The sequence below is a fragment of the Algoriphagus aquimarinus genome (assembly GCF_007997215.1).
Classification (GTDB): Bacteria; Bacteroidota; Bacteroidia; order Cytophagales; family Cyclobacteriaceae; genus Algoriphagus; species Algoriphagus aquimarinus_A.
In genome coordinates, this window is sequence record NZ_VORW01000001.1 from 771,851 (window position 1) to 791,925 (window position 20,075).

The following is a 20,075-nucleotide window of genomic DNA, read 5'->3' on the forward strand; positions in this document are numbered from 1 at the left end:
ACGTTACACGCTGGGATGATTATCTGCCATGCGAGATTCCCCGTCCGACTGGCGTTAGCCGGGCTGGCATTTGTCCTTTGAAAATCAAATTATAAACACATGAAAATCGGAATAATCCGCGAAGGAAAAAACCCTCCTGACAAACGAGTTCCTTTTACTCCAGATCAACTTAGGGATATTCAGAAAGAATATGGAGGAAAGATGACCATTCAGGTACAGTCCAGTCCATTTCGTGCGTATTCAGATCAGGAATTTCTTGATGCTGGCATTGACGTGTTCGAGGATATTTCTGACAGCGATGTGCTTTTCGGCGTGAAAGAAGTGCCTGTCGATCAATTAATAGATGGTAAGACCTATTTTTTCTTTTCTCATACTATCAAAAAACAGAAGTATAATAGAAAGCTACTGAAGGCGGTTTTGGAGAAAAATATCAGGCTGATTGACTATGAAGCCTTAAAGGATGAGGAGGGGAATCGTGTGGTTGCCTTCGGAAGATGGGCTGGAATAGTCGGAGCTTATAATGCTTTTTGGACCTATGGAAAGAAGACGGATCTTTTTGAAATCAAGCGGGCAAATGAATGCACGGATCTTAAAGATCTTCACTTAGAGCTTTCCAAGGTGCAGCTACCACCTGTGAAAATTATCCTCACAGGATCTGGCCGAGTCGGAAATGGTGCAATGGAAGTCCTGAATTCTTTGAAGATTCATGAGGTTTCTGTGCATGATTTCTTGCATCTGTATTTTGATGAGCCAGTGTACGTGAAATTGAGTTCTGCAGATTACAATAGAAGAAAATCTGACGGAGGATTCGATAAAGAAGAGTTCTACTCCTTTCCAGAGAAATATGAAAGTCACTTTCAGAAGTTTGCGGAAGCGGGGGAAATGTTGATTTCAGGAGCTTATTGGGATCCAGATGCCCCGAGATTGTTTGAGTTGAAGGATATTGCTGCCGAGGATTTTCAGCTTTCTGTGATTGCTGATGTGAGCTGTGATGTAGGAGGTCCCATTCCCACTACGATTACTTCCTCCACTATTGCTGATCCAGTGTATGACGTGGATCGGCAAACGGGCGAGAAAATTCCGGCATTCGGAAAGCAGACAAGTATTTCTGTGATGGCCATTGATAATTTGCCCTGCGAACTTCCACGTGAATCAAGTAAGGAGTTTGGGATCCAATTGACTAAATGGGTGATTCCTGCACTTTTGGAAGAAAACTCAGCAATACTGGAACGGGCAACTATTGCTCGTGATGGAGACTTGACTATAGAGTTTATATACTTGACAGACTATGTGACTGATCATGAATAAGTTAAATCGATTTCTAGAATCCACACTTTTGAAGCCTACTATGACTGGTGCAGATGTGGATATCCTAATCAGAGAGGCAGTTGAAGAGCAATTTGTAGGCGTTTGTGTCCCGCCCTTTTGGCTGAAGAAAGTAAGAAGAGACTTAGGTGAAGAGAATGTGCAACTGGTAACGGTGATAGGATTTCCCTTTGGCTTTTCGGATACGGCTACCAAAGTCTTTGAAACACAAGAAGCAATCCGACAAGGCGCGGACGAATTGGATCTCGTGTGGTCACAGACTGCCTATCATTCAGGGATGAACTGGCCAAAGATAGAAATCGCTCAAATTGTAAAGATCTGTCATGAAGAAGAGCGAATTCTCAAGGTCATTATTGAAACAGCTAATCTGGATGATAAGCAAATCATAGAAGCATGCTTGATTTGTCAGGATGCTGGAGTGGACTTTGTGAAAACGTCTACTGGTTATGCCTCAACTGGGGCAAAAGTAGACGACATCAAGCTGATGCGAGAGAATTTATCTTCATCAGTTGGTATCAAAGCCAGTGGAGGGATCAAAACATTGGATTTTGCGCTTGAGCTCATCAGAGCTGGAGCGGACAGAATCGGTACTAGTTCAGCTAAATCTCTGATGGATTCTTGGAGAGATTCTCAATCGTTGCTGAAATAGATCAGCAAGAAAGGAATAATAAAGAAGGTCAAAAGGATGTAGACAAAACCCAAGAATCTACTTTTTACGGATTTTTTGCCCATATACATGGCCAAGATCACTGGGATGTTTCTTAGTGTAGGAAAAGGCAAGAAAATCAACGCTCCTATAAAATTGAAAAGGAAGTGCACAATAGCTAGCGCTATGGCTGCTTCCGTCTTATAAATAGCTGCAATTGCTGCAGTAATCGTGGTTCCTATATTAGCCCCTATAATGAAAGGAAAGGCCTTTTTTACAGAGACTTTTTTATTAGCGACCAAGGGAACCACCAAAGAGGTAGTGACGGTACTTGACTGCACCGCTGCCGTGAAAAATGTCCCATAAACAAATGCCATGTAGGGATTCCTGAAAATCAGCTTGTTAATATCTTGAAAGCTATTGACTACAAATGCTTTATAAACTGCCGTAGATAAAATCTTAATGGCAGCAAAAACCAAGAAGATAGAAAGAATCATGGTCAGGAATGGAATATCTATTGTAGTCGAGATCCATTCTGTGATCGGTCTAGTAAAAACCTTATTGTAAACGATGGGTCCAGAGTATGCATCATCTTGTATAAAAAGCTGTGCAATGAAGATTGATATTTTGGATAAGAAGCCAAAATAGATCTCCAATGGTAACAATATGATAACAGTGAAAATATTAAAAATATCATGCAGCATACCAGCGGAGAGCGCTCGCTTAAACTCTCTCTTATTCATAATATAAGAAAGGGAGACAAGCGTGGAAGTCAAAGTAGTTCCGATATTGGCTCCCATCACCATGGGTACAGCTTGTTCCAGCGTAAGATGTCCTGAAGCTACTACTGCCACAATGCTGGCAGTTACGGTGGAGCTGCTTTGAATAAGAGCAGTCATGAGTAATCCGATGAAAAGGCTCACAAAGGGGTTTCTGGTAGCCATAAGAATACCTTCCGCTACCGCACTGTTCAGGTGACTCATTGCCACAGTGAGCAAATCAATCGCGAAGATGAACAGCATAAGTGCCAAAAGCATCATTAGATAGCTTTTAGTCTTATTTACTTTATTTTTTTCCAGCTCTAAGCTCTCCATCTACCAGATTCAGAATTTATCCTGTTTACTAATTTTATCTCAGGATTAATGGCTTATAAAAGAGGGTGGAACTATCCGAGAATCCAAATTTTTGATAAAATATTTGGCAAAAGTTGAAATTTTTTTGCGAAAAACAAGGCGAAACTAACTTTTAGAAGTGGAATTGTATTTACTTAACAATTTGATAATATAGGGAGAAAGATATCTTCTTTAATTTTGCGGGACCGACCAAAAGCCAAATCATGGCCAACAAAAAAATAGACCAAAATATTAATCAGGATAAGCTTTCCAAAGGGGCTTACTCACTGTTTGATTTTACTAAAAAAGAGAAGCCTTTTTTGATCGTCATCTGTGTCCTGATTTCTATCGCAGGATTGATCACGCCATATACTTATGCTGCGATGTGGTTTGGCTTTGCGCTGGCGGCCTATTCTGCCATAGCAAATGATAGTATACAGACCATCGGTACTTTTATAGCTTCTAACCACAACAAAAAGTGGTATTGGCTATGGCTATTTATGGGGGTGATTTTTGTAGGGACAGTTACCTATAGCTGGTTTACCTTCAATGGTGACGTGAGCTATCAGCGCCTAAGTGTACCGGGACTGGACAAAGCACCAACGAGCTTTGTTTTCCTACAGCTTGCTTCACCAATTGTGCTCCTCATTATGACTAGGCTGAGAATGCCAGTTTCTACCACATTCCTCTTGTTAAATGTATTCACCTATAAAGCGGGCACTATCGTAAGTGTGATGTTCAAGAGCTTTGTAGGTTACCTTTTGGCTTTTTCTATCGCTATAGCGGTATGGTTTATACTTGAGCGATTTGTCAAGAACTACCTTAAGGGGAAACCTGCTCCTTATTGGATTTATTTGCAGTGGCTCACTTCAGGAACACTTTGGGCAGTATGGATCATGCAGGATGCTGCCAATATTGCGGTATTCCTTCCTAGACAATTGAGTGTACTAGAATTCATCGTCTATACAGGCTTTGTGTTTATTGGTTTAGGCTTCCTTTTCTATATGAAAGGAGACAAAATCCAAGGTATTGTTAATGAAAAAACCAATGTAACGGATGTACGTGCAGCAACCATAGTTGATTTTGTTTATGCAATTATTCTGTTCTACTTTAAGCTATATAGTAATGTGCCGATGAGCACTACTTGGGTGTTTATAGGCTTATTGGGTGGTAGAGAAATAGCGATTGCACTTGGAAAGCATGCCAAGGCTGAAAAGAGAAATGCGTGGCTATTCAGAGCGTTCAGACTGGCGAGAAGGGATGTCGTTAAGGCATTTATCGGTTTGGTAGTATCCTTGGTTCTTGCATTTATCATCAATGATGGCGTGAGAAACGAAATTATTGACTTTTTCTAAGCCATTTTGGAAATAGAACTTTACACCCACGAGTACTTTATGAATGAAGCCTTGAAGCAGGCTAAGAATGCTTTCGAAGAGGGGGAAATTCCTGTAGGTGCCGTGATTGTTTCAAAAAACAGAATCATCGCAAAAGCTTACAATCAAACGGAGAAGCTCAATGATGTAACTGCCCATGCAGAAATGCTTGCGATCACTTCTGCGGCAAATTACATGGGAGCAAAATATTTGAATGATTGTAGACTCTATGTGACGCTCGAGCCATGCGTAATGTGTGGCGGTGCACTTTTTTGGTCGCAAATAGGGGAAATCCATTATGGAGCAGCTGATCCCAGAAGAGGGTACTTGCAGAGCAATCCGGGTATTTTGCACCCAAAAACTAAAGTCTTTTCGGGAGTACTGGCCCAAGAATCTGAACAGCTTTTATTGGAATTTTTCAAAAAACTGAGAAAATAGAAGGAAATTGGATTCATAAGAACCTTTTTCAATCTGGCTTGGTTTGTAAGGCAGATTATTTGTATGATTTTTAACCAATCTTTTAACCTTAAAATTTAAATAAAATGGCTTTCGAACTTCCTTCTTTACCATATGCCACTACGGCTTTGGAACCGAGTATTGACGCAAAAACTATGGAAATCCACCATGGTAAGCATCACAATGGATATGTAACTAACCTTAACAACGCGATTGTAGGAACTGATCTTGAGGGCAAATCTTTAGAAGAATTGCTTCAAGTAGCAGGATCTAATACTGCTGTAAGAAATAACGGTGGTGGTCATTATAATCACAGCCTTTTCTGGAAAATCATGTCTCCAACAGGTGGCGGAGCTCCTACAGGCGATCTTGGAAATGCTATCAATGCTAAGTTTGGCAATTTTGATGCATTCAAAGAAGTTTTCAACAAAGCAGCAGCTACAAGATTCGGTTCTGGTTGGGCTTGGTTGATTTTGACTGCAGCAGGTACGCTTGAGGTGGTTTCTACTGCAAATCAGGACAATCCACTGATGGATGTGGCTGAGATCAAAGGAACTCCAATCATCGGACTTGATGTATGGGAGCATGCTTACTACTTGAATTATCAGAATTTGCGCCCTAGCTACATTGCAGCTTTCTGGAATGTGATCAATTGGGATCAGGCAAATGCGAACTACGCAGAAGCGTTGAAAAAATAAGCTTCATAAGAATATTTATAAGATCCTCGGACAGCCTGTCCGGGGATTTTTTTTGTTCAAAGCTGAAATTTTTCTGTACGATTCCGAGACAGTCATTTTTAAGTCGAATTTGAAAAGCAGCTCTTAGAGCTAATTTAGCCACTTTTCAAGCCTTGGCATTTCTTTTTCAATAGGTGGCACAGAACGACACACAAAGTACTATTGAAATGAAAACTACCAACCTACTATTTCTAACCCTTTTCACTTACCTATTTGGGGTAAGTAATTTAGCGGCCAAAGATGTCAGCCGGATTACCGGCAAAATCATCGACCAAAATGAACAATCCGTGCCTTATGCAAATGTGGCACTGATAGATGCTGTTAGCGGTAACCTTGTGGACGGAGCCGTATCTGATGAAAATGGAGTTTTTTTAATTGAATCTACGAAGACTGCCAAAGTCAAATTGGTGATCTCTTCTATAGGTTTCACCTCATTTGAATCCGAAGTATTTGCACTTGCCCCAGGATTGATCAAGGCGTTTGGAGCCGTTTCTGTACAGGATGAGATGACTGGATTAGACGAGGTAACAGTGAAATCTACTCGTCCAGAGATCATCATAGAAGCGGATAAGACCACAATCAATGTGGAGGGAACTGTGATGGCGGAAGGATCAAATGCGCTAGACGTGATCGGCAGATCTCCAGGGATCTATGTCGATCAAGATGGAATAATCAATCTAAACGGTCGTACTGGTGCTACTGTGATGATCAACGATAGACTCACCTACATGAGTGCCACTGATCTTGCAAACTTCCTTCGTGCCATGCCTGCCGATAATATCAAGAGCATAGAAGTGATCAATAATCCATCTGCTCGATTTGATGCGGAAGGTTCTGCTGGAGTTATTAATATCAAACTGAAGAAGAATACGGTAGATGGGATGTTTGGTAATATTCAAGTAGGCTCCCTGTATAATGGACAATGGCTACCAAATACTGGAGTAGCGCTTAATGTGAAAAAAGGCAAGTGGAGTACCAATGCCAATTTGAATTACAATCACTATGGAAATTTCAATGACTTGGAGATTAATAGGAATTTCACCTTACCTGAAGGTGTCTCAAATTTTAATCAAGAGTCAAGGATTACTACTAGGAATAAAAACTTGTTTTTCAATGGCGCTGCCAATTATGAAATAAATGAGAATCAGAACATTGCTATAAATGTACAGGCTTCAGGCTCAAAGGATAAGAATGATAATGAGTCTTTGACTGATATTATTACTCCTGGAGTATCGGAAACTAGTTACTTGGATTCAAAGAATGATGCTGATGGAACTGGCCAAAGGATTTTTGCTAACCTTCATTACGATGCTAAGCTAGATACCATGGGTACCAAGATCAGCTCAGATATTGATTTTACAAGGATGAATTCTGATAGCGAATCTTTACTTACGAATATGCAATGGACTGGTGATAATACATCTGAGATAATGAATAGCAAGATTATGACCTTGAATGATATGTACTACAATATCTTCACAGCTAAGGTTGACTTTGTAAAACCTGTAGGAAAAGGAAATACGATAGAAACAGGAGTGAAAGGAAGTTGGGTGAAGTCTGATAATAACCTGGATTTGAGTAAATCTCAGGAAGAAGGACCTTTGTTGCCGGATCCTAGCAGCAATAGATTTATCTACAATGAAAATGTATTGGCAGCCTACGTTTCTTACAAAGGCAAATTCTCTGAAAAGTTAACGTATCAAGTAGGTCTAAGAGGCGAGCATTCAGATATCACAGGGAATTCTGTTACGCTGAATCAGGTGAATAATCAGAAGTATTTCAACCTTTTCCCAAGTGCTTTTATGCAGCATAAAATAAGTGACAATTATCAGATCGTCTATAATGTCAATCGTAGAATAACCAGACCGAATTATCGATTGCTGAATCCTTTTGTGTACTACATAGATCCGCTGACTACCGAAACGGGTAATCCTAATCTTAAACCTCAGTATTCCAACAACTTCGAAATGAACCATGTGGTGAAAGGTATGTACCAATTCACCCTTGGTTATAGTGAGACAGAGGATGCATTTATGCAGGTCTTTGTGCAAAATGAGGATGAGCGCACGACAACGACTTACACGGATAATTTTGACAAGACAAGAAATGCCAATTTTAGAGGAATTATTCCGGTAGATATCAAAGAGTGGTGGGCTACTTCAAATATGGTGCAGGTGAGTTATAATCGAAATAAATCTCAGATAGGAGATGATTATCTGGATAATTCAAATACTTCCTTTATGGTGCGTTCGCAGCATAATTTTACGTTGCCAATGGGCTTTAAAGCTGAGGTAATGGGGATTTACCTAGGTCCACAGATTTGGGGACAAGGGCAGATAGCAGGGTTTGGCTGGGTGGATGCTGGTGTGACCAAGTCGATAATGAAGGATAAAATCACACTCTCCGTTAATGGGACTGATATATTCCGAACTCAGGTGATTAAAGCTAAAATTGACTTTGCGGCTATTGACACCAATTTCAGACAGTATAGAAGTAATCAGGGCGTAAGGTTTACGCTGAAATATAACTTCTCCAAAGGAGAAAGCTTCCGAGTAAAAAGCAACTCGGGAAGTTCTGACGAACGAAATAGATTGGATTAAGCTAAGCGAAAGCGCTTCCTCACAGAATTCGAGGAAGCGCTTTTCTGTATTTTTTACTTGAAATGATACAAGAAGATCAAAACTCCTGTAAAAGCTGGCTTCTTTTGATCTTTGATTTCTAGTTTCACTGATACTTCAGCTTTCACTGTTCCTCGTAGGTTTGCTACACTTTTTAAGGTGGCGGCTAAGCGAACTTCGCTATCTACCAGCACAGGATTTGCAAATCTTAGAGATTCAATCCCGTAATTGATCATCATTTTCAGGTTCCTTACGTCGACGATTTGCTCCCAAAGATGCGGAACAATACTAAGTGTGAGATAGCCGTGGGCAATTGTATTTCCAAAGGCTCCTTCAGCCTTCGCGCGCTCAGGATCGGTGTGAATCCACTGGTGATCATGGGTAGCTTTGGCGAATATATTTATCTGTTCCTGTGTGATGTGGAAATATTCAGATGTACCTAGACTTTGTCCGTTGTGTTGTTCGAACTCTTCAAAACTACCAATGATGACAGGGGACATGCGTTAATTTTTTTGGTAAAAAACCAAATTAGGGAAGTTTTCTCGGGATTTACAAGTGGATTGGTAAGGCAGGAAGTGAATTATGATTTAAGGTGAAGTAGCAATTTTTACTAAAAATATATTTTAATATGACTTTAGTTTTACTAAAAAAACCTATATTTTGTACAAATTTATTTAACCTTTTAGCATGCTTATACTGTTTGTAGCTTCCTATTTATTCTTTGGTTTTCAGGCTCCAATTGATTCTCTTCCTAAAGGGGATACAGCCCCAATTTATTCCATACTTACAGAAAATCAGCGAATTGAAATTTCTGATTCTTATGAAGTCGTCCATAAAATCCAGCGAAATTTTACTATCCTTTCTTCTGAAGGATTAGCTCATGCGTTTACTTCAGTTTTTTACGACAAGCTAAATAAAATAGAAAGTATTGAGATAGAAATTACTGACCCTATAAGTGGAAAAATTATTGAGAAGGCTAAGGCAAAAGATATGACTGATGCGGCAATATATTCCAGCAGCAGTATTTTTGATGACAATCGACATAAATATTTTGAAGTAAAAAGTGGCAAATTCCCGGTTCAGGTTACGGTAAATATTGAGACAAAATCTTCTAGTAATTTCCAATTGAGGGACTGGGTACCAGTACACCGGTATAACCAAAAAGTGTCCAAGTCTTCGCTTACAGTAACATATCCTGAACATATTGGCTTGCGCTATAAAGCTATCAATTTGCTCGGTGAGAAGTCTGAAAATATAGTGGATAATAAACTTGAAGTGACTTGGGTGGAAACAAATTTGCCTGTTCAAACACCTGACCTAAAAAAGGAAGATGATCACAAGCTATTACTAGCCCCGGTCGGCTTTGCTATGGGTGATTACGTGGGTAAAATGGAAGATTGGTCTGGACTGGCTGCTTGGCAGTACAAACTTAATGAGGGACGAAGGATTCTTCCTGCCGATTTCGAAGTCAAACTAAAAGCAATGGTATCTGATGCGGAAACCGACTACGAAAAGATCCAAATCCTTTATGGATATCTACAGAAAAACTACCGCTATGTAAGCATACAGCTAGGCATCGGTGGGTGGCAAACTATGACAGCAACAGATGTAGTGAAATATGCTTATGGTGATTGTAAAGGGTTGACAAACCTGATGCAAGCTATGTTACATGCGGTCGGGATTTCTTCCAATTATACACTGGTTCAAGCAGGAAAAGATGCCGATGATATCGAAACTGATCTCCCTTCCAATCAATTCAATCATGTGATTTTGCAAGTGCCTATGGGAGATTCGGCTAGCCCAGTTTGGTTGGAATGCACTTCAAATTCTCTTCCAGCAGGCTTTCTAGGTGACTTTACGAAAAATAGGCATGTACTGGTGATAGATGGAGAAGGCGGCTATTTGACTAAAACTCCATCCTATAATTCCTTCGATTGGAATGCTATTCACAGTAAAAATGAAGTGAAAATTGACCTGGATGGAAATGCTACTATTTCTACGAAAATCAAAGTTGATGGCAACTTTGCGGAGGATATGTTAATGGTCAAAAATTATCTTGACACCCGGCAGCAGCGAGATTATTTCAATCGTAATTCCCCGGTAGCAGGATTAATTATCAACCAATATGAGCTAAGTGTAGATCATAAAGATTCCCTCTTGTTAGCTGATCTTAGCTATGAAGGGGTGATTCAGAAGTTTGTCCAAAACACGGCTAAGCGAATGATACTAAAACCATTCCTTGGGAAAATTACCGATGAAATGCTACTCAATAATTCTCTAAATCAAATTGACGAATATCAGATAGAGCTTCCTGAGGTGATGGAGTCTGAGAATTTGGCAGAAAACTTGGTCCTTGAAGAAGAGGGTGTAAAAGTGACTTTACGTACTTCTTTGGAAGGAAAAAACCTAAGTGTAAAAAGGGAAATGAATCTTTCACTAAGTGAGGAAATGAGCGATGAATCTAAAACTGAACTCATCAAACGAATTAACGCCCTAGGATCTTCTAACTTTTATTTTATCAAAAACACAGCTGCACTTAGACATGATTAAATCTTCACTAACTCTTATTTTTCTACTCCTTTCTACGCTTACTTTTTCTCAATCTTATAAACTTGGAGAGTTTGAAGACAGCGAAATTTCATTAGCGGAAGTGTCCTATGAGCCAGATGCTCCTGCAGTGATATTAGTATCCCAAGGGAATTCCAGGTTCATATCAGGATTTTTAGAGACCAACCATTTTGTACGCTTAAAAATACTTTCCGAAGCGGGTAAAAGCCATGCAGATATTCGTATTCGGTATTACGCTGGGGATAATAACACGGAAAGTATCAACGGAGTCAAAGCTCAAACAACCAACTTTGTCAATGGTAAAGCAGAGACCGTAAAGGTTTCTAAAGATGGGATTTTTGATGTAGAACTTGATGGTGGATACAAGGAGATGCGGATTTCTTTTCCAAACGTCCAAGTAGGATCTATCATAGAATATCAATACAGGAAAACAGACAAAAATCTCACGTTTATTGATGGATGGACATTCCAAAACAAATTACCTACTCTTTACAGCCAGTACGGAATTACGATGATTCCATCGTTAGAATATAAGATGTTGGGTCAAGGCCAGAACTATTCAGCAGGTGTAGAAAAATCCAATGACTATAATAATTATGGTTGGGTTTTGAGAGATCTACGATCGCTCAAAGAAGAGCCTTATATGAAGAATTATCGTGACTACGTTGATCGTATAGAATTTCAGTTAGCTCGATACGAAGTGAGAGGTGATTATGGACCAAAATGGGAGTTTGTACTAAATACGTGGGAAGTTCTTGGCGATGAAGTAATCTCCATGTATTCCCAAAAGGGTTTTTATAGAAGTAACCCCATTGAGAAAGAATTTCTTGACGTTGATTTGAAAGGGACAACGCAGCTAGAAACTGCTCAAAAAGCATATTATTTTTTGAGAAATAATTTTAGAGTTGAAGGAGAGGATTGGATATATCCGGAGCAAAATCTTAATCAGCTTCTGAAATCAAAGGTAGGCAGCCCGGTTGAGCTTATGTTGACACTGATGGGTGTGTTAAAATCTGAAGGAATTACCTGTGAGCCTGTTTTGATCGGTAGTAAGGGATATGGACGAAGTGATGTAGTGCCTTTTCCATTTCTTAATCAGTTTGATGAAATATTATTGCTTACTGAACTAGACGGGAAGCAGCATTTTCTCGATTTATCTCAGGCTGATGCTCCTTTTGGTTACGTAGATCTAGATAAGCACGTAAGTGGAGGTCTGTATCTTCAAAAGCAACAGAGTAAACTAGTGCCTATTTCTATACAGCATAATTCCAATTCGGCTTATTTTGGTCAGGTTAAAATGAATGAAGAAGGTCAACTAGTAATGTCGAATTCTCACAGAAATTACAGCTATAGAGGTCTCAAGACGGCTCAGCAAATAGAAGGAATTCAAAAAAGAAATGAAAGCTTAGAGAAGTTGTTTGATGAAGAAGAAGGAGTGGTTTTTGAGAATTTCAAGGTCAATAATACTCTGGAAGAAAAGGATGTGGTAACGATAAATTTTGATATGAAATTTGCTGAAACTTTAGACAAAGAGATGATACTATTTAGCCCTCTTAAGTTTTCTTCATTTGCGGAAAATCCTTTTACCCAAGAGTATAGAATGTTTCCTGTGGATTTTGGATATGCATTCACAGAAACCTACAACACTGTAGTGACCGTGCCCGAAGGATATGAAATTGAAGATTACCCATTGGAAGGTGGTTATACCATTAATGGGGAATATGTGGTGTTTTTGTACACAACCTCGATAATCGAAAATAGCCTTAAAATATCAGCAAAGTTTATAGTGAAGACGCCTCTTATTCCAGCAAGTGAATATGAAAACCTCAAGTATTTCATGGAGAGTGTAGCTTCAAAACTTTCAGAACCGGTGATCTTAAAAAAGAAGACTAGTCCCTGACGAGATCGTTTTATTGGAGAGTATATTTTTTTATTGATAATTTCGATGCCAAATACTCCAGCACATGACAGCATACTTACATGGATTTATTCCTGAAGAGCAACAGCGACTGATGGATCAGGCAGGAGTGCTGGGTTCTCTTATTTATCCACGTATTGATTTTGCAGGATGCAAGAAGCTTCTTGAAGTAGGTTCTGGTGTGGGCGCACAGACGGAGACTTTGCTAAGACTATTTCCCGATCTGGAGATTACCTGTGTAGATTATTCACAAAGTCAACTCGACAGAGCTAAGCAGAATTTGGCTTTTGCTTGTGATCGGGTGAAATTTGTCTGTCAAGATGCGAAGGAGCTTGTTTTAGACGAGAAATACGATTCGGTATTCATTTGCTGGGCTTTGGAGCATATCCCCAATTCTCATCTAGTTTTGGAAGCTGTTAAGCCTTATCTATTTCCAAATGCGAAACTTTGGTTTACCGAGGTTTTCAATTCCAGTTTTTACTTCAATCCTCCGCTGGCAGGATTGTCTAAATATTATCTCGCTTACAATGAGTTTCAGCGATCCCTAGGAGGGAATCCTGATATTGGTGCTAACCTAGGTAATCTGCTCAAGCGTGCCGGCTATACCCAAATTGAATTGTTTCATGGAGGGTTTCATTTGGATCAGCGTAATGCTGAGGATCTTAGAAATATCACGCAGTATTGGAAGGGTTTGATGAAAAGTGCCGGGGTAGGTATGATCACTGCCGGTTTGATTACTGAAGTTGACTTGTTGGCTATGGAAAAAGACCTTGATTTAATTGCAGAGGATGATAATGCCGTTTTTTTCTATCATTTTGTACAGATAAGTGCTACAGTTTAATTTATAATTATGAAGCTTATTAAGAGGGTATGGCGGTTGATCTGGAAAACGACGATGTGGTTTTTGATTATTTCAGTTGGGTTGACTGTGGTCTATCGCTTCGTGCCTGTGCCGATTACTCCCTTGATGGTAATTCGTGTTTTTGAGCAAACATTTGATTCAGAGAAGGAAGTTCGACTTTACAAGGACTGGGTGCCTATGAGTGAGATTTCAAAGAACGCTCCTCAGGCAGTTTATGCTGCAGAAGACCAGAAATTCATGGATCACGATGGTTTTGACATCGAAGCGATGCAAAAAGCCTGGGAAAATAATAAAAAAGGTAAGCGGGTAAAAGGAGCAAGTACCATTACGCAGCAGACTGTTAAGAATGTCTTTTTGTGGCCATCTAGAAGTTATATAAGAAAAGGTTTTGAGGCTTACTTCACTGTTTTGGTTGAGTTAATTTGGCCGAAGGAACGTATCATGGAAGTTTATCTGAATGTGATTGAAATGGGTGATGGTATTTATGGAATTGAAGCGGCTTCACAGGCTTATTTCAATAAGCCCGCCTCCAAACTCAATCGTAATCAAGCAGCCGCCATTGCAGCCGTTTTGCCGAATCCAAGGCGATGGTCGCCTGCTAAACCGACCTCCTATATCAAGGGTCGTCAGAGTTGGATTCTCAGACAGATGAACAATCTGGCTCCTCTTGAGATGGGAATTTAGCGTTGGATTTGTTCGGTTAAAATTGCATTATTCGGTGGTAAAGTTGGGGGAAAATTAAAAACACAGTGTTTGGTGATAATGTGTAACGCTTTTTTGATGCTTAAAAATTCGCTCACAAAATATTCTATTAGAATCGGGCGATATCGGGCACTTTTGTGTACGAGGTAGCATGGGTATTTTGAGTATGCACTAGCCTAGTAAATCGTTGTTTGGAGCGTCCATTTGAGGTTTAAAAAATGCAAGTGTTTTTTATCCACATTTTCGATAATTTATCCACATTCTCTAATATTGATAATCTAACTATCAATAAATCAAATGTTTATATGCCTTTTTCTAAAGGTAATTTTGTGGATAAAGAAGGCTAACTTTAAAAATGTGGTTAAAAACAGTGTGTGAAAAAGTGGATAAATTTCTTCTCCAAATATTATTCTTAAATCGATTAATCTTGCTTCTGTTTGATGAGACGTTTTCGGTAGGCATTGAAGATTCTGGACTTAGAAACAAAACCTAAATATTTGCCTTCTTCGATTACAGGTAGGTTCCAAGCTCCTGACAGCTCAAATTTCTCCATTGCTTTTTGCATATTCTCAGTTGCTAATAGGATTTCTGGGGGACTGTGCATCAGCTCCTTTATGAGTATTACTTCCTGCTTTTCTCGATCAAACATTATGTCTCGGATATCATCCAAGGTGACTATTCCTCGAAGAGCTTTATGCTCATCTACCACAGGGAAAATATTTCGTTTGGATATTTTTACTAAACTGATCAAATCTTTCAGCTTTGAATCTGGATGTATAGGGAGCAAATCACGTTCGATTACATTGGTAATGGTGATGAGTTCCAGTAGTTCCTGATCCTTTGATTCGGGGAGATGCCTGCCTTTTTCCTTCAGCTGTATCATATAGATACTATCTTTCTGATAGGCGGTTTTAGTTACATACGAAATCGCAGATACAAACATCAACGGAATAAACAGCTCGTAACCACCAGTGATTTCTGCTATTAAGAATATGGCGGATAGTGGCGCGTGCTGGGCGCCTGCCATTACTCCGCACATGGCCACTAATGTAAAATGAGCCAGTGGTAGAGGAATAGTGAAATTAAATAGATTGCTAGAATAGGCGAATAAAAATCCCAAAATGCCACCCACATACAGAGATGGTGCGAAAATACCGCCACTACCACCGGCACCCAGGGTAACGGCTGCAGCTATAGGTTTAACCAAAATTATAAACGCCAGAAAAATAATGATCAAATAAGGATTCTCAATTAATGAGAAGAATGGACTTTTCTCAAGTAATTGACTTGAGTTTCCTTCTATCAATGTATTTAGCGTGTCATAGCCCTCGCCATAAATCGGTGGTAGAAAGAACACCATGATTCCCAATATAGCGCCACCATAAAGAATGCGTAGTACTTGACTATCTAGGCTCTCCATAAGTGATTCTGTTTTTCTCACTGCTTGGCTGAAATAGAGAGAAACTAAACCACATGCAATTCCTAAAAGCAAGTAATAAGGCATGTGTGAAGCTTGAAAGTTCTCCGTCAATTTGAAATTGAAAACCGAGTCTTTTCCAATAAGAATCATGGAAGTCAAGGAACCTGTCACACTTGCTATCAATAGAGGAATAAAGCTCGCTGTGCTTATTTCCATCATGATTACCTCAATAGCGAAAATCACTCCGCCGATAGGTGCACCGAAAATTGATGATATCGCTGCTGCTGCACCACAGCCTATCAGTAGGGTCCGCTTTTTTGCATTTAGATGCACCAAAGAGCCTACATTGGAACCGATGGCTGAGCCTGTTACCAGCATCGGAGCTTCTAGACCTACTGATCCACCGAAACCAACAGTAATAGCCGAAGTAAAAACACGACTATAGGTCTTTACCCGTTTGATGATACTCTGTTTTTTGGAAATCGTAAAAAGAATGTCAGGAACACCGTGCCCACCGACGTCTTTGAAGATGAATTTACCAATAAGATAGGCTGCCGAAATACCGATAAGCGGGTATAAGATGTATAGAAAATTGGCGTATTCCTTATAAAAATCCTCTGTAAGAAAATGCTGTATGGCATGCACACCTTGTTTCAGAATTACAGCTGCCAGGCCAGAAAAAACCCCTATTATCCCACTGAGAATAAGGATAAAGGTTTGGTTGCTCATGTGTCTGAGCCTCCATATCAAGAGCTTGGTGATAAAGTCTGTTTTAGGCAAAATATCGCGTAAGTAGCGTGCTTTAGATTATAAGGTAAATAAGATGTGGGTAAATGAAAAGAGTATCGCCTACTCTTTAGGCAATTGTGAATCCAGCGCTAAGGTACACTTCAAGATAAGATTGACCGCATTGATATAAAATCGCTGATCAATATTCTCAAAAGAATCACTTGGCTTATGGTAATCGGGGTGATCCTCTACGCCGAAATAGATGTGTGGAACTTGTACATCAAAGAATGCTCCATGATCTGAAGAATTAGTCCAGTTATCTCTGCCAGTGTTTGGTTCATCATGACCGAAAAGTAATTTTGGAGTGGATCCTGCTGCTGCTGTTTCCAGAATTGACTTTAAACTTGGATTGTAATAGGTGCCCGAAGCGTACAACTCACCTTTTTCATTTCTTGAAATCATGTCCATATTGATATTCAATACGATTTGCTCCATAGGAAATGGAAAGTCTTTTACAAGGGCTTTTGCGCCTTGTAAGCCCATTTCTTCACCATCCAATGCTGCAAAAATCATAGAATGCTGAGGCCTGTTTTCTTTGAAATATTTAGCCAATTCAATCATAGCGGCTGTTCCAGAGGCGTTGTCATCCGCACCGTTGTAAATAGAATCGCCTTCTGTATTTGGTCTGCCGACACCGACGTGATCATAATGTGCCGTAACCACTATCAATTTCTGTGATGAGCTTCCTGCTATAAATCCAACAATGTTTACAGAGTTTTCATAAGGCTTATTTTCTCTTCTATTTTCAAAGTCAAATTTCTGCTGGTAATCGGGATACTGAGTTTCCAGCCCGATGCTTTTGAACTGTTCTAAAATGAAAGCTCGTGCTTGTGAATTTCCTTCACTGCCTGTTTTTCTACCTTTAAGTTCATCAGATGACAAAAACTTAATGTTTTCAAGGAGGCTTTTGCTTGCAATACTTTGCCCGTTTGTCTGAAAAAAAACTAGAAATAATAAACAACTTAGTGTGCTTTTGATTGAGAGTTGCATCAAGGGAAGTATTTTGCGTTATGTATATTGGTAAAATTAATAAGCTTAGCGGATCACACCTCTGAATTCATGAAATATAATATCCTTCTTATTCTTATTTTTTTAATAAACTTTCAGCTGGTTTTGGCTCAAGGTAGCTTGCCTCAGTCATTTTTTGACGGAAAATCTATCGTTTTTATCTCAACCGATCCGGGAGCTAGGCCAGTTATGGCTTGGACAGAAGTAGCAGATAGCGTTCATCATTCATTGGTTCAAGCAGGGGCGGATCCTGTTGCATATTTTGAATTGGAGAAAGTTGCTCTTTCCGAAGCTGTTCAGGCAGACTATGCTAAAAGCTTTCAAAATCGACTTGTTAAAAATGTTATTCTCGTAACACGTCAGAAAAATCAAATGAGTATTCATGTTGCTCCGTTTTCAGGAGATGGCAAAATTATTCCTACTACCGCCTTGTTTGGAGTAAGTGCTGCAGATATAGGCACTGTTACTAGCCAGTTTGGATTAATAGGTCAGAACCAGCCCTCACGAAATCTACTTGTGTTGGATGTGCCAGAGTTCCTAAGTATCAACAGCACTGAGACTTCGTCTAGTCAGAAGTTTTTGGCAGCGAATCCACTTAACCTAGATGTTTTCAAATTGGGTATTACCATTGAAGGCTCATCAGCTGAGACTGGCTTGCTGAGCTATTTTAGGTACGATATGTATGGAAAGTCTCAAGAAACGATTTTAGCGGAGCAGGCGGCCCAGAAAACAGGAATTGAGCAAGTATTGAAGCAACAATATCCTTATGAGATAGAATGGCTTACTGAGGCAAAGACTGAGCAACAGTTAATTCGCGACAGAGTACAATTTCTTTTAGTAAAAGTGGAGGGCAGAGAAGCTGATTTGATGAAAAGTATGGGGCTGGAGCCAAAGACAGATCCATCGGCTTCGCGAATTGTGGTAAAATATTATATCAAACTATTAGTGCGTGACGAACTCTATATAGGCCCTGAATGGGATGCTGATCCAGATTGGAGAGTTGCATTGAATAATTTCTTGAAGAACTTAAAAAAATAGACCTCTCGGATGAGAGGTCTATAGCTACTTAATGATAGGGGTGATTTAAGCAACTTCTACTACTGTCGATTTCTAAAGGCCATTGTAATATTCTTAGCCTTTTGGACAAATCAAAGTTTTAAATTTCAATTATTCAATGATAATCAATTTTTTTTCGAATAAAAGGCACTTAAGTAAAAAAATTGCAAAAATCAGCTCCTTTAAAATAACTCTTCATTCAAAAATGGAATCAAAGCGAGTATAATAGCTTGATTATAATAGGTTTGTCTGGTTATTGCCCCGTGAGTAAGAATTCCTACAGAACCACCACTTTGCTTAGAGTTTTCCTGAGAAAAAAATTGATCATCAGCTGCACCAAGCTCCATTCCTGAGTGAATTAATTTAGCAATGGCTTCAGGGAGGTAAAATGTCCCTGTTTTCGCTTTGCCTTGGAGGCCCGATTTATTTTCTATGAAAATCCATGCAAAGGCATACATCCCGCGGACGTCTTCTCCTATACCTCCTTCTATTCCTACCCAATAATCTGCTTCAGGGAAGGATTTTTTGGCATTGATTACCCGATTTCTGGCACCTAGGTAAGTCTCTTCGTCACCTTTTGGTTGATCAGAAACTTGTGAAGCGGCTGTGATTCCGTTGACGACAAATCCTTTGTGGAATGCTTCTGTAAATGCCGACTCACTACAGGCGACTTTTACAGGGTTTTTACTGCCAACAATTATTAATGGCTTTTCTGAAGCCTGAAAATTTTCTCTTTTTGGGAAATTCATAGAATAAAAAAACCTAGGGGATACCTAGGCCATGTTTGTGAAAATTTGGTTTACGTCTTCGTCTTCTTCCATTTTTTCGATCATCTTGTTGATAATCTCTTCCTGCTCTTCATCGAGCTCAGTAAGTGTAGATGGGAAGCGCTGAAAATCTGCGCTGATTACGTCAATATGTTTTTCTTCAAGTACTTTTTGCATGGTGCCGAAATCCTCAAATTCAGTATAAACGAAGATCTCACCTTCATTCTCGTCGATATCAACTAAGCCGAAATCAATTAATTCAAATTCCAGTTCTTCCAAATCAAATTCACCTTTTGCGAAGCGGAATACGGCTTTTCGATCAAACATAAAGACAACTGAACCAGAAGTGCCCAAAGAGCCTCCAGCTTTAGAGAAGTAGCTTCGCACATTTGCTACGGTTCTATTGATGTTATCTGTAGACGTTTCGATCACTACGGCGATCCCAAAGGGGCCATAGCCTTCGTAAACTACTTCTTCGTAATCTTTTTCGTCTTTATTTGACGCGCGTTTGATCGCTGCTTCGATTCTATCCTTAGGCATCTGAGCACCTTTGGCATTCTGTATTATTGTACGAAGTCTGGGATTAGATGCGGGGTCGGGACCTGCCGATTTTACCGCCATTACGATTTCTTTTCCTAGACGCGTAAAAACCTTGGACATTTTGTCCCAACGCTTGAATTTTCTCTCTTTTCTGAATTCAAATGCTCTTCCCATGAT

At 39.6% G+C, this 20,075-nt stretch carries 17 protein-coding genes; 11 read left to right on the plus strand and 6 right to left on the minus strand.

The genetic code is table 11. The annotated features are described in order from the left end of the window. Positions 1-99 precede the first annotated feature (99 nt). Both ESV85_RS03615 and deoC read left to right on the plus strand, forming a co-directional pair. Positions 100-1,308, plus strand: coding sequence for an NAD(P)-dependent oxidoreductase (locus ESV85_RS03615; RefSeq protein WP_146914863.1), 1,209 nt, complete (start codon positions 100-102; stop codon positions 1,306-1,308). After that, entirely contained in the window at positions 1,301-1,975 is a 675-nt protein-coding gene (gene deoC, locus ESV85_RS03620; protein WP_146914864.1) for a deoxyribose-phosphate aldolase, read from the plus strand. The genes ESV85_RS03615 and deoC overlap by 8 nt, the downstream gene beginning before the upstream one ends. On the opposite strand, the gene ESV85_RS03625 is transcribed toward deoC, so the two are convergent. Continuing rightward, positions 1,957-3,066: a Na/Pi symporter gene (locus ESV85_RS03625; protein WP_146914865.1), complete on the minus strand. Its 1,110-nt coding sequence runs from the start codon at positions 3,064-3,066 to the stop codon at positions 1,957-1,959. The two genes, deoC and ESV85_RS03625, sit on opposite strands and share 19 nt — an antisense overlap. A gap of 242 nt (positions 3,067-3,308) precedes the next feature. Here ESV85_RS03625 and ESV85_RS03630 point away from each other — a divergent pair, with 242 nt between their 5' ends. The 4 genes from ESV85_RS03630 (at position 3,309) to ESV85_RS03645 (ending at position 8,250) form a co-directional block, all read left to right on the plus strand. After that, a complete protein-coding gene (locus tag ESV85_RS03630) occupies positions 3,309-4,439 on the plus strand; it encodes a hypothetical protein (RefSeq protein ID WP_146914866.1) in 1,131 nt (376 codons plus the stop codon). 12 nt (positions 4,440-4,451) lie between these two features. Further along, positions 4,452-4,895, plus strand: coding sequence for a nucleoside deaminase (locus tag ESV85_RS03635; RefSeq protein WP_146915170.1), 444 nt, complete (start codon positions 4,452-4,454; stop codon positions 4,893-4,895). A gap of 104 nt (positions 4,896-4,999) precedes the next feature. Further along, entirely contained in the window at positions 5,000-5,611 is a 612-nt protein-coding gene (locus ESV85_RS03640; protein ID WP_146914867.1) for a superoxide dismutase, read from the plus strand. A gap of 206 nt (positions 5,612-5,817) precedes the next feature. After that, positions 5,818-8,250, plus strand: coding sequence for a TonB-dependent receptor domain-containing protein (locus ESV85_RS03645; protein ID WP_146914868.1), 2,433 nt, complete (start codon positions 5,818-5,820; stop codon positions 8,248-8,250). A 53-nt stretch (positions 8,251-8,303) separates the two neighbouring features. Here ESV85_RS03645 and ESV85_RS03650 read toward each other — a convergent pair whose 3' ends face one another. Then, the gene (locus ESV85_RS03650) at positions 8,304-8,768 is read right to left on the minus strand and encodes a MaoC family dehydratase (RefSeq protein ID WP_146914869.1); all 465 of its coding nucleotides are present in this window, start codon (positions 8,766-8,768) and stop codon (positions 8,304-8,306) included. A gap of 187 nt (positions 8,769-8,955) precedes the next feature. On the opposite strand from ESV85_RS03650, the gene ESV85_RS03655 reads away from it, so the two are divergent. The 4 genes from ESV85_RS03655 to mtgA all read left to right on the plus strand — a co-directional run bounded on the left by ESV85_RS03655 (position 8,956) and on the right by mtgA (position 14,300). Next, positions 8,956-10,818, plus strand: a complete 1,863-nt coding sequence (locus ESV85_RS03655; RefSeq protein WP_146914870.1) for a DUF3857 domain-containing protein — start codon at positions 8,956-8,958, stop codon at positions 10,816-10,818. Then, positions 10,811-12,736: a DUF3857 domain-containing protein gene (locus ESV85_RS03660; RefSeq protein WP_146914871.1), complete on the plus strand. Its 1,926-nt coding sequence runs from the start codon at positions 10,811-10,813 to the stop codon at positions 12,734-12,736. Before ESV85_RS03655 ends, ESV85_RS03660 begins: the two co-directional genes overlap by 8 nt. Before the next feature lie 64 nt (positions 12,737-12,800). After that, on the plus strand, positions 12,801-13,595 hold the full coding sequence (locus tag ESV85_RS03665; protein WP_146914872.1) for a class I SAM-dependent methyltransferase: 795 nt from the start codon (positions 12,801-12,803) through the stop codon (positions 13,593-13,595). A 9-nt stretch (positions 13,596-13,604) separates the two neighbouring features. After that, positions 13,605-14,300, plus strand: a complete 696-nt coding sequence (gene mtgA / locus ESV85_RS03670) for a monofunctional biosynthetic peptidoglycan transglycosylase (RefSeq protein WP_146914873.1) — start codon at positions 13,605-13,607, stop codon at positions 14,298-14,300. A gap of 439 nt (positions 14,301-14,739) precedes the next feature. Here the strand turns inward: mtgA and ESV85_RS03675 are convergent, their stop codons facing one another. Beyond that, positions 14,740-16,467: a chloride channel protein gene (locus ESV85_RS03675; RefSeq protein WP_146914874.1), complete on the minus strand. Its 1,728-nt coding sequence runs from the start codon at positions 16,465-16,467 to the stop codon at positions 14,740-14,742. Positions 16,468-16,587: 120 nt separating this feature from the next. Continuing rightward, positions 16,588-17,409 carry a M28 family peptidase gene (locus ESV85_RS03680; protein ID WP_223275892.1) on the minus strand — a complete coding sequence of 274 codons (822 nt, stop codon included), beginning with the start codon at positions 17,407-17,409 and terminating at the stop codon, positions 16,588-16,590. A 177-nt stretch (positions 17,410-17,586) separates the two neighbouring features. Between ESV85_RS03680 and ESV85_RS03685 the strand changes: the two genes are divergently transcribed. Then, positions 17,587-18,573, plus strand: a complete 987-nt coding sequence (locus ESV85_RS03685; RefSeq protein ID WP_146914876.1) for an NTPase — start codon at positions 17,587-17,589, stop codon at positions 18,571-18,573. Between the two features lie 200 nt (positions 18,574-18,773). On the opposite strand, the gene yjjX is transcribed toward ESV85_RS03685, so the two are convergent. Further along, positions 18,774-19,340: an inosine/xanthosine triphosphatase gene (gene yjjX, locus ESV85_RS03690; protein WP_146914877.1), complete on the minus strand. Its 567-nt coding sequence runs from the start codon at positions 19,338-19,340 to the stop codon at positions 18,774-18,776. Between the two features lie 24 nt (positions 19,341-19,364). After that, positions 19,365-20,072 carry a YebC/PmpR family DNA-binding transcriptional regulator gene (locus tag ESV85_RS03695; protein WP_146914878.1) on the minus strand — a complete coding sequence of 236 codons (708 nt, stop codon included), beginning with the start codon at positions 20,070-20,072 and terminating at the stop codon, positions 19,365-19,367. Positions 20,073-20,075 lie beyond the last annotated feature (3 nt).